Annotated in this window: 9 protein-coding genes; 2 read left to right on the top strand and 7 right to left on the bottom strand. The window is 61.2% G+C overall.

Annotation, left to right across the window (positions count from 1 at the left end):
- The 7 genes from JV201_RS29960 to gap form a co-directional block, all read right to left on the bottom strand.
- Window positions 1-776, bottom strand: a 776-nt coding sequence (locus JV201_RS29960) for a cache domain-containing protein (RefSeq protein ID WP_257903258.1), incomplete at its 3' end; no start/stop codon positions are given.
- 123 nt (window positions 777-899) lie between these two features.
- Window positions 900-1,301 (bottom strand): YbaN family protein, encoded by a 402-nt coding sequence (locus JV201_RS23245; protein ID WP_003214107.1) that lies wholly within the window; start codon window positions 1,299-1,301, stop codon window positions 900-902.
- A 170-nt stretch (window positions 1,302-1,471) separates the two neighbouring features.
- Window positions 1,472-2,080, bottom strand: a complete 609-nt coding sequence (locus tag JV201_RS23240; RefSeq protein ID WP_003214109.1) for a biliverdin-producing heme oxygenase — start codon at window positions 2,078-2,080, stop codon at window positions 1,472-1,474.
- A 131-nt stretch (window positions 2,081-2,211) separates the two neighbouring features.
- Window positions 2,212-4,791 (bottom strand): TonB-dependent receptor, encoded by a 2,580-nt coding sequence (locus JV201_RS23235; RefSeq protein ID WP_219406088.1) that lies wholly within the window; start codon window positions 4,789-4,791, stop codon window positions 2,212-2,214.
- A 117-nt stretch (window positions 4,792-4,908) separates the two neighbouring features.
- A complete protein-coding gene (locus tag JV201_RS23230) occupies window positions 4,909-5,877 on the bottom strand; it encodes a FecR domain-containing protein (protein ID WP_087694633.1) in 969 nt (322 codons plus the stop codon).
- Between the two features lie 61 nt (window positions 5,878-5,938).
- The gene (locus tag JV201_RS23225) at window positions 5,939-6,457 is read right to left on the bottom strand and encodes an RNA polymerase sigma factor (RefSeq protein ID WP_003214115.1); all 519 of its coding nucleotides are present in this window, start codon (window positions 6,455-6,457) and stop codon (window positions 5,939-5,941) included.
- A 184-nt stretch (window positions 6,458-6,641) separates the two neighbouring features.
- Window positions 6,642-7,643, bottom strand: coding sequence for a type I glyceraldehyde-3-phosphate dehydrogenase (gene gap / locus JV201_RS23220; RefSeq protein ID WP_003214117.1), 1,002 nt, complete (start codon window positions 7,641-7,643; stop codon window positions 6,642-6,644).
- 221 nt (window positions 7,644-7,864) lie between these two features.
- Between gap and edd the strand changes: the two genes are divergently transcribed.
- Both edd and JV201_RS23210 read left to right on the top strand, forming a co-directional pair.
- The gene (edd, locus tag JV201_RS23215; protein WP_003214119.1) at window positions 7,865-9,691 is read left to right on the top strand and encodes a phosphogluconate dehydratase; all 1,827 of its coding nucleotides are present in this window, start codon (window positions 7,865-7,867) and stop codon (window positions 9,689-9,691) included.
- Window positions 9,688-10,644, top strand: a complete 957-nt coding sequence (locus JV201_RS23210; protein WP_003214122.1) for a glucokinase — start codon at window positions 9,688-9,690, stop codon at window positions 10,642-10,644. The genes edd and JV201_RS23210 overlap by 4 nt, the downstream gene beginning before the upstream one ends.
- Window positions 10,645-10,724 lie beyond the last annotated feature (80 nt).

Here is a 10,724-nt window from a genome sequence, read left to right as displayed (position 1 = left end):
CCGGCGCCGTTGAACAGTTCTTTTTGCGCCGCATCGGTCGCCGCTTGCAGGGCATTGAGGGCGAGGTCCACACCGACCACGCCGATCACTTTGCCGTCGACCAGCAGCGGCAGGGAAATGGTGGTCATCAACACCGGCTTGCCGGCCACGGTGTCTTCATACGGGTCCAGCAGGCAGGTGTTTTTTGTGTCTCGTGGGCAGGTGTACCAGATGTTGTATGGCGTGCCGCTGAGGTTGAGGGTGGTCTTGGTCAGGTCATCCTCGACCATCACGGTGTTCAGGCCTTCACCGCCGGCGCGGCTCCAGTAGCTGGAAAAGCGGCCTTTTTCGTTGGACACACGGGCGGCATCATTGACGAATTCACTGTCTTTGCCATCGAGGGCGTTGGGCTCGAACGACAGCCAGATGCCGAGCACCTTGGTGTTGCGGTCGAAGGCGGTTTTCAGGCTGTGGTTGAGTTCTTCACGCAGGGCCCCGGCATCCAACGAGCGCTTGCCGGCCAGAGTGCGCAGGTCCTTGATCTGGTCGGCCAGGGCCGTCACCACCAACAGGCTTTCACCGAAGGTTTTTTGCAGTTGCACCGCTTGCTCGGCGGCCTTGGCCTGCAGCAGGTTCTGCACACTGTCGGTGAGCATTCGCGAGCTTGAATCGCTGATCAGTTGATCGTTCTGGCTGGTCTGGTAAAGGTTCATGCCCACAACAAGGGCAATCACCCCCAGCAGGCACAGACCGGACAACAGCACGATTTTCAAGCGAATGGAGAGGGTGTCGAACATAGAAGTACCCGCGAATGGACTTATTAGTATGCAAGCTCAGGCGAGTCCATTCGGCGCTATGCCCGGAACATCGGCTTGGGCCGGCAGTTCATGAGCGGGAGCCGATGAGCGGTAGTGGGGGTGTCAGGTGGGTTGCGGGAGACGTTCCGGTCGCGACCAGATCCACAGGTTGCCCATGCTCATTCCGGCGATGGCCAGGTAGATCGGCCAGCCGTGGTCGAGCATCACCAGCATCAGGCCGGCGCACAGCAGCATGCTCACGGTGGCGCTGACTTTGGCCCGGCGGGCGATGATCCTGCCATTGCGCCAATTGAACAGGATCGGCCCGAACAGCCGGTGGTTTTCCAGCCAGGCACTCAGGCGCGGCGAGCTTTTGGTGGCGGCCCAGGCGGCCAGCAGGATGAATTCGGTGGTGGGCAAGCCCGGTACCACAATCGCAATCAAGCCGATGCCCAGGCTGACGTAGGCCAGCAGGCCGAACAGGACGCGGGCGATTTTGGATGAGGATTGGGTTTTGCCGGTCATGGGTGCGGTTTGCATGGATGGATTTACGAAGGATTCAAAGTGAAACCGGATCAAAATGTGGGAGCGGGCTTGCTCGCGAATGCGGTGGTTCAGTCACCAGATATATTGACTGAACCACSGCATTCGCGAGCAAGCCCGCTCCCACATTTGATTGCATTCCAATCAGGGAATCAGGCCAGTTCAGGGGCGCTAGCGTACGCCTGTTCCAGCAACACGGTGAAGCGCACGAACGCATCAATCGCGCCTTTCTCCACTTCGGCTTCTTCTTCAGCGGTGAATTCCAGTGCGTCGAGGGTGCGGGTGAAGCGCTTCCAGCCTTCAGCGCGACCACCCGCCGGCTCGCCCAGGTGACGGGCACCGAAGGTTTCGCTCAAACCCAGGCCCACGGCACGCTTGATCAGGAACGCGGCGCCCAGCTTGGAGCCTTCGGACACGAACAGCCAGCCCAAGGCTTCGGCCTTGCTCGGGTTTTTCACGGCGCCGGCGACCGGGGCCGGTACTTCGGTGTCCAGGTCGCCCAGGTCCAGTTTGGCTGCTTCGGCACGGCAGCGTTCGGCGAGGTCAGGGACGATCTTGATCAACTCGGCATCGTTGTACAGCGCCACCAACTCCGACTGGAACAGGTACTGCGCGACCACGAAGCGGGCGAAGTTGGCCTGGGTTTCAAACGGTGCATGGGCCTTCACCAACGCATCGAGCTTGGTGTGCGGTTCATTGGTGATCTGGTTCAGGCGCTGGGAGCGCAGGGCTGCACGTTCTGCGGTAGGGGAGGCGGTCATCGGGGAATCCTTGAGAAGAGAAAGCGTCTGGTTGCCAGGCTGTTATGAACTAGACGAACCAGAAGACGCGTCACAGTAAAAAATCCTCACCCCGGCGCAGATTAAATTGCGCCGGGATGAGGCTCCGTGGATCAGATGTCCCAGATCAGATTGATCGCAAAGTTGCGGCCCGGCTGGGTCAGGCGGTCGAGGTTGGCCGGGCCGGTCACACCGGCTTCGCCGACGCTGTCGTAGCTGCGCACGTCATCCCAGTTCCAGTATTTCTTGTCCGTCAGGTTGTACAGGCCGCCGTTGATGGTCACGTCGTTGGTGACCTTGTAGAAGCCGGTCAGGTCGACGATGCCGAAACCCGGGGTCTTGAACGGGCCGTTGGCGCTGTTGCCGTCAGGGGCGAAGAAGGTGGTGCTGTCGACGCGGTCCTGTTTCTTGACCAGGGTCCAGCTGACCAGCGCACCGTAGTTCTGCTGGTCATAGCCCAGGCCGAACACGCCCTTGAGCGGGTTGACGCTGTTCAACGGTTCGCCGTTGTCGTCATTGCGCCCGTAGGTGTAGGCAATCGAGCCTTGGGTATACAGGCCCTGCGGTGCGCCGAATGCGTCGAGGCTCAAGCGGCCCTTGGCCTCCACTCCCTTGATGGTGGCGTGCTTGATGTTGTTGGCTTCGAACTGCTGGACGGTGCCACCGGCAACCGAGGCATCTTCGTCGATGAAATCACGGTACTTGTTGTAGTACACCGCCACATCAAACGAGCCCGAGTCGAAGTTGCCGCGAATCCCGGTTTCGACACCCCGGCTGCTTTCCGGCTTGAGGTCCGGGTTGGGTTCGACGGTGTAGCCCTGCTGCAGGTTTTCAAAGCGGCCATACAAGGCCTTGGCCGATGGCGTGCGATAGCCTTCGGCGTATTGGCCGAACCAGGTGTATTGCTCGGTCAGGGCATAAGTGATGCCGAATTTTGGCGTTACACGGTGCCAGTTCTTTTCCGAATCGCTGTGGTCGTAGATGCGTGTCGGGTCAACGGTATTGAGGAATTCCTGGGTCAGCTTGGGTTTGAGCTGGATGTAGTCGTAACGCACGCTGGGCAGGAAGGTCCACTTGTCCCAGGCAATCTGGTCCTGGGCAAACAGCGCGTAGGAGTTGATGGTCGGGTCGGGGAAGTCGCTGGCTTTTTTCACGCTGTCGGCGGCCGACGGGCTTGGTGCACCGATGGCGGTGCAGCCTGCGCCGACCGCCAGGCAGGTCGCGGCGCCTTCACGGGAACCGGTGACTTTCTGCTGTTTGAGGGTGGTGCCGTAGGTCACGACATGGTCGGTTTCGCCGATGCTGAAAGCCTTGTCCAACTGCGCGTCGAATACCCACTGTTTCTCTTCGTACAGGGTCTCGCGGGTGCGCAATACCTTGCGCGATGGCTGGTAGATTTCTGCGGTGGTCTCGTCGGTCTTGGCGATCTGGTAGTTGAGGCTGGTCTTGATGTGATCGGCAATCGGCGAGTCGAGGGCGAACTTGTTTTCGATGCCGAAGCGTTCGCGGGTGATGGTGTCGTTGCCCGTGCGGCCGCGGTAGAAGTTGAAGCCCTGGCCACCGACAAACGGGCCACCCACTGCGTTTTTCAGGTTGGTGTCGCGATCGTCCTTGAACTTCTCGTAGGTCAGGCCCAGGCGGTTGTCTTCGCCGTAGTTCCAACCCAGTTTGGCCAGCACGTTGGTGGTGCGCGCATCTTCCGGGTTGGCGCCGGTGCGGGCCAGGCCGGTGGCGTTATTCCCGTCGTAGGATTCCATCTCGTGACCGTTGCGCTGGCTCAGGTGCAGCAAGCCGTCGAAGTCCTGCACGCGACCGGCGACGGTGCCGGAGGTCAGCCAGCTCTCATCGGCGGAGCTGTAGCCGGTCTTCAGGCGTGCGCCGTAGTCCTGCCCGGGCTTGATGATGTCGTTGGGGTCGAGGGTAAAGTAGCTCACCGCGCCGCCGATGGCGCTGCTGCCGTACAAGGCCGAGGCCGGGCCGCGCAGGATTTCCACGCGCTTGACGATTTCCGGGTCGACGTAGTTGCGGCGGGTCTTGGCGTAGGGGCCGTTGAAGAAGTTGTCGGGGACTTCGACGCCGTCCACCTGGGTCAAGATGCGGTCGCCGTCGATCCCGCGAATGTTGTAGCCGGCATTGCCGGAGCGGGTGCCGGCTCCGCCCACCGAAACACCTGGCTCATAACGCACCAGTTCGCGGATGGTGTTGACGTTCTGGCGGTCCAGTTCTTCGCGGTCGTGCACGGTCACGGTGCTGGGCACGCTGTCCACGGCCTGTTCCTGGCGGGTGGCACTGATGGTCATCTGTTGCAGGGTGATGGCGCCGACGGCGACGCGTTTTTCCAGCACGATGTTGTTGTTGCCCAGTTTGCGATAGCCCAGGTTGGTCCCCACCAACAGCCGGTCCAGGGCTTTATCCGCCGGCAATGAGCCGCGCACGCCAGGGGACGACACACCCTGGCCCAGCTCGGCGGGCAGGCCGACTTGCCAGCCGGTCACCGCGGTGAAGGCGTTCAGCGCCGAGACCAGGGATTGCTGCTCGATGCTGAAGCTGTAGTTGCCCTGGCTGCGGCTGGCAGGCTCGGCGGCGGTTGCGGCCATGACGGGCGCACCGGCCAACAGGATTGCGGCCGTCAGCAGCGACAAGCCCTGGCGGCGAACGGGCGAAGAGGACCGGCGGTTGAAACGAGACGACATCGAGAGCGCTCCGGAAGGTACGAATCTTATAGTTGCGCACTGAATCAAATAGGAATCAGTTGCATTGGCTATAACGAGACGTATCGTCGCTGGCTATCGAGTAAAAATAATTCTCATTTAGTTCAGGATCACCAGCGCCGGGTATTCCGAGAGCTTGGCCGAGGTGATGTGGGCCAGGGAGCGCACCACGTCGAGCGGCTGGTCGAGCCGGTAATTGCCGGTGACGGCCACGCTGGCGAGCCTGTCGTTGTTGTTGACGATCCAGCCGGGGTAGTAGCGACGCAATTCGGCCAGTACTTCGCTCATCGGGCAGTTTTCGAAGATCAACCGGCCGTCGACCCAGGCCAGGTCCTTGGTGGTGTCGAGCTTGGCCGGTTGGCCGAAGCCCTTGGGCCCGATGCGGATACTTTCACCGGCGCTCAGGCGCACCCGCGCGTCGTCAAACGTGTTGCTCAGGTCGACATCACCACGCTGTACCTGAACCTGGGCTTCACCGTTCAAGTAGCGCACCGCGAAAGAGGTGTCGCGCACGCTGGCGCGCACCGGGCCGGCGTCGATTTCCAGGGGCAGGCCACGGCTGGGCAGCACTTCGAAAAATGCCTCGCCCTGATACAGGCGGGCGATGCGCTGGTGGTCCTTGATGCTGCTGGAGAAGGCTGAGTTGGTGTTGAGCAACACTTTCGAGCCATCGTCCAGCTGCAGGCGCTGGCGCTCGCCCACCACGGTCAGATGGTCGGCCTGCAGGCGCATAGGCAGGTTGCTGAAGCTGAACAGGCCCAGCAGCAACACGGCGGCAGTGGCCAGGGGCTTCCAGTGCGGTTTGATACGGCGCCAGGCGCTGGGTTTGCGTGGCGCATTCAGGGCGACGGCAGCGCTGTGAACGGGCGCGCCGCCCCAGGCAGTCTGGGCCTTGATGAAGGCTTCGGCGTTTAACGGGTCGTTGGCGAGCCAGGCTTCAAATTCCGCCTGCTGCCCGGGTTGCGGGCACTGCAACGCGATCAGCCAGTCGAGGGCTTGGTCCATGGCCGCGTCTTGCAACACCTCATGAGCCAGCTCATGGGGGTGCCGTTTATTCGGTTCCGTCACGGTGTTCCTCGGGTCTTCGCCACGTTTTAATCAATAGTCCTACAGACTGTGCCGCCAAAGCTTAAGGGCGATCCAGTCTTTCGGCCACACCTATGCAGATGGCCATGATCAGTTTCAGTTCCTTCTGCACGGTGCTCAGGGACACGTCGAGCTTGTCGGCGATCTCCTGATAGCTGCAACCGTGCAGGCGGCTGAGGATGAATATCTGCTGCTGGCGGGCGCTCAACTGGCCGAGGCTGACACTCAGGTGCTCGAGCAATTGCTCGGCCTGTGTCGCGTCTTCGGGGGTGCTGACGGGGGAGGCGACGCTTTGCAGGACGTCCAGCGGGACATCTTCCTGCAGGGTGCGGGCCTGAATCCTGCGGGCGCGCAGGTGATCCAGCGCCAGGTTGCGCGCCGTCTGGTAGACAAAGGGTTCGAGGTGGTCGATCGGCCGTTCGCTCAGGGCCCGGGTAACGCGCAGGTAGGTTTCCTGCAACAGGTCCTCGGCGGTGCTGTGGTTATTCACCATCCGCTGCAAGGTGCGCAGCAAAATCACCCGTTGGGTGAGGAAGACTTGGTTGAAACGAGATTGGCTCACAGTGATACCAGACCGATTTGCAGCGAATGATAATGCTTATCATCAACGCAAATGGCAAGTGGCACTTTGGATTACTGTAGGAGCGAGCTTGCTCGCGAAGGGCGTCAACGATATCGCTGGCATCCTGAATAAACGCGGTGGTTTTGCGTTTTTCGCGAGCAAGCTCGCTCCTACAGGCCGAGCATTACTCGGCGTTGCACAGCGCCAGGCAGTTATCCAGCATGCGGTTCGAGAAGCCCCACTCGTTGTCGTACCAGGCCAGCACTTTCAGCAGTTTGCCGCTGACTTTGGTGTGATTGGCGTCGAAGATCGACGACAGCGGGTTATGGTTGAAGTCACTGGAAACCAGCGGCAGGGTGTTATAGCCGAGGATTTTCGAGTGCTGGCTGGCTTCTTTCAGCAGCGCGTTGACCTGCTCGGCGCTGGCTTCTTTTTTCAGTTGCACGGTGAGGTCCACCAGCGACACGTTGATCACCGGTACACGCACGGCCATGCCGGTCAGCTTGCCTGCCAGTTCCGGCAGCACCAGGCCCACGGCTTCGGCAGCGCCGGTCTTGCTCGGGATCATGTTCTGGGTGGCCGAGCGCGCGCGGTACGGGTCGGTGTGGTAGACGTCGGTCAGGTTCTGGTCGTTGGTGTAGGCGTGGATGGTGGTCATCAGGCCGCTTTCGATGCCCAGCTCGCGGTGCAGCACCTGGGCCACGGGCGCCAGGCAGTTGGTGGTGCAGGAAGCGTTGGAGATGATCTGGTGGGATTGACGCAAAATGTCATGGTTTACCCCGTACACCACGGTGGCATCGGCGCCCTTGGCCGGGGCCGAGATGATTACCTTGCGCGCGCCGGCGGTAATATGGGCGGCGGCCTTGTCACGGTCGGTGAACAGACCGGTGCATTCGAACACCACGTCCACCTTGTGCGCAGCCCAAGGCAGGTCGGCCGGGTTGCGAATGGCACTCACGGCAATCCGGTCACCATTCACGGTCAGGCTTTCCTGATCATGAGCGACCTCTGCGTCGAAAGTACCGTGGACGGTGTCGTATTTAAGCAGGTGGGCATTGATCGAGCTGTCGCCGAGATCGTTGATGGCGACGATCTGCAAATCCTGACGGTAGCCTTGGGTATAAAGTGCGCGCAGGACATTACGGCCAATACGGCCAAAACCATTGATAGCGATACGTAGAGTCATTGGAAGGTGCCTGTCGTCGATTTGTTGTAAGAATTACAAGATTATTCGCATAAAAATAGAAAACAAGCCTTTTTAGTGGCAATATTTTGTTCAATCTACAACGAGTGACCTGAATCAACTGGTCCGATTGGTCAAGCAACACCCTGCCAACCTCTTCGCGGCGGGCTTTTGACCAGCATAGACACTCAGGTCGCCACATCCGTTAGCCTGGAGTTCTATACATGCATCCCCGCGTACTTGAGGTCACCGAACGGCTTATCGCCCGCAGCCGTGCAACCCGTGAGGCATACCTTGCGCTCATTCGCGGCGCTGCCAGCGACGGCCCGATGCGCGGCAAGCTGCAATGCGCCAACTTTGCCCACGGCGTGGCCGGGTGTGGCACCGAAGACAAAAACAGCCTGCGCATGATGAACGCCGCCAACGTGGCAATTGTTTCGTCATATAACGACATGCTGTCGGCCCACCAGCCATACGAACATTTCCCCGAGCAAATCAAAAAGGCCCTGCGTGAAGTCGGCTCTGTTGGCCAGTTCGCCGGCGGTACCCCCGCCATGTGCGACGGCGTGACCCAGGGCGAGCCAGGCATGGAGCTCAGCCTGCTGAGCCGCGAAGTGATTGCCATGTCCACGGCGGTAGCGCTGTCCCACAACATGTTCGACGCCGCGCTGATGCTGGGTATCTGCGACAAGATCGTCCCCGGCCTGATGATGGGCGCCCTGCGCTACGGCCACCTGCCGATGATCTTCGTACCGGGCGGCCCGATGCCGTCGGGGATCTCCAACAAACAGAAAGCCGACGTGCGCCAGCGCTACGCCGAAGGCAAGGCCACCCGCGAAGAGCTGCTGGAATCGGAGATGAAGTCCTACCACAGCCCGGGCACCTGCACCTTCTACGGCACCGCCAACACCAACCAGTTGCTGATGGAAGTCATGGGCCTGCACCTGCCGGGCGCCTCGTTCGTCAACCCGTACACGCCGCTGCGTGACGCCCTGACCCGCGAAGCCGCGCACCAGGTCACGCGCCTGACCAAGGCCAACGGCAGCTTCACGCCGATCGGCGAGATCGTCGACGAGAAATCCATCGTCAACTCCATCATCGCCCTCAACGCCACTGGCGGGTCCACCAACCACACCCTGCACATGCCGGCCATCGCCATGTCGGCGGGCATCATCCTGACCTGGGATGACATGGCCGACCTCTCCGAGGTGGTGCCGACCCTGTCCCACGTGTATCCAAACGGCAAGGCCGACATCAACCACTTCCAGGCGGCGGGAGGCATGTCGTTCCTGATCCGCGAACTGCTGGAAGCCGGCCTGCTGCACAACGACGTCAACACCGTGGCCGGTCATGGCCTGAGCCGCTACACCCAGGAACCGTTCCTGGTGGACGGCGAGCTGGTATGGCGTGAAGGCCCGATCGAAAGCCTCGACGAAACCATCCTGCGTCCCGTGGCCCGTGCGTTTTCTCCGGAAGGCGGCCTGCGGGTAATGGAAGGCAACCTCGGCCGGGGTGTGATGAAGGTCTCCGCCGTGGCCCTCGAACATCAAATCGTCGAAGCCCCGGCCGTGGTGTTCCAGGACCAGCAAGACCTGGCCGACGCGTTCAAGGCCGGTGAGTTGGAAAAAGACTTTGTTGCAGTGATGCGTTTCCAGGGCCCGCGCTCCAACGGCATGCCGGAATTGCACAAGATGACCCCGTTCCTCGGCGTGTTGCAGGATCGTGGCTTCAAAGTGGCGTTGGTAACAGACGGGCGCATGTCCGGCGCCTCGGGTAAGATTCCCGCCGCGATTCACGTCAACCCCGAAGCCCAGAGCGGCGGGCCACTGGCACGTGTGCGCGATGGCGATATCATTCGCGTGGATGGCGTCAAAGGCACCTTGGAGCTTAAGGTGGACGCCGAAGAATTTGCCGCGCGCGCGCCTGCCACGGGCCTTCTGGGCAATAACGTGGGGGCCGGTCGCGAGTTGTTTGCGTTTATGCGTTTGGCTGCAAGCTCCGCAGAGCAGGGCGCCAGCGCCTTTACCTCTGCCTTGGAGACACTTAAGTGAAGCTAGCGCTGGTCGGTGATATCGGTGGTACCAACGCCCGTTTTGCGTTGTGGCGGGATCAGGAGCTGCATTCGATCCGCGTCCATGCGACGGCGGATCATGCCAGCCCGGAGGAGGCGATCCAGGTCTATCTGAAGGAAGAAGGCTTGGCCATCGGCTCGATTGGCGCGGTGTGCCTGTCGGTCGCGGGGCCGGTGAGTGGAGATGAATTTAAATTCACCAACAATCACTGGCGCCTGAGCAAGACTGCGTTCTGCAAGACCTTGCAGGTGGACGAGCTGCTGCTGGTGAATGATTTCTCGGCCATGGCCCTGGGCATGACCCGCCTGAAGCCCGACGAATTCCGCGTGGTGTGCGAAGGCACGCCGGAGCCGTTGCGCCCTGCGGTGGTGATTGGCCCGGGCACTGGCCTGGGCGTGGGCACCTTGCTCGACCTCGGCCATGGCCGTTGGGCGGCATTGCCGGGGGAGGGCGGCCATGTCGACCTGCCCGTGAGCAGCCCGCGTGAAGCCCAGCTGTGGCAGCACATCTACAATGAGATCGGCCATGTCAGCGCTGAAACTGCCTTGAGCGGTGGCGGTTTGCCCAGGTTGTACCGGGCGATCTGCGCGGTGGACGGTCACGAGGCGGTTCTGGAAACTCCCGAGGCCATCACTGCCGCTGGCCTGGCGGGCGACCCGATTGCCCTGGAAGTGCTGGACCAGTTCAGTATCTGGCTGGGCCGGGTTGCCGGTAACAACGTGCTGACCACCGGCGGTCGTGGTGGCGTGTACATCGTGGGTGGGGTGATCCCGCGCTTTGCCGATTTCTTTATCAAGAGTGGTTTTGCCAGGAGTTTTGGCGACAAGGGCTGCATGAGCGACTACTTCAAAGGCATTCCGGTGTGGCTGGTGACGGCACCGTACTCAGGGTTGACAGGTGCTGGTGTGGCGCTTGAGCAGGCATTTGCGTAGGCAGTGATGGCCTCTTCGCGAGCAAGCCCGCTCCCACATTCAATCCCATTCCAACTGGATGAATGAGGTCGAATGTGGGA

This window comes from Pseudomonas sp. Colony2, from assembly GCF_019382755.1.
Classification (GTDB): Bacteria; Pseudomonadota; Gammaproteobacteria; order Pseudomonadales; family Pseudomonadaceae; genus Aquipseudomonas.
The sequence above is the reverse complement of the archived record's forward strand: the minus strand, read 5'-3'. Positions and strand labels throughout refer to the sequence as shown.

Coding starts and splice junctions, on each gene's coding strand:
- JV201_RS23245 (WP_003214107.1), bottom strand. CDS start 1,301: ATGACCGGCAAAACCCAATCCTCATCCAAAATCGCCCGCGTCCTGTTC.
- JV201_RS23240 (WP_003214109.1), bottom strand. CDS start 2,080: ATGACCGCCTCCCCTACCGCAGAACGTGCAGCCCTGCGCTCCCAGCGC.
- JV201_RS23235 (WP_219406088.1), bottom strand. CDS start 4,791: ATGTCGTCTCGTTTCAACCGCCGGTCCTCTTCGCCCGTTCGCCGCCAG.
- gap (WP_003214117.1), bottom strand. CDS start 7,643: ATGACTCTACGTATCGCTATCAATGGTTTTGGCCGTATTGGCCGTAAT.
- edd (WP_003214119.1), top strand. CDS start 7,865: ATGCATCCCCGCGTACTTGAGGTCACCGAACGGCTTATCGCCCGCAGC.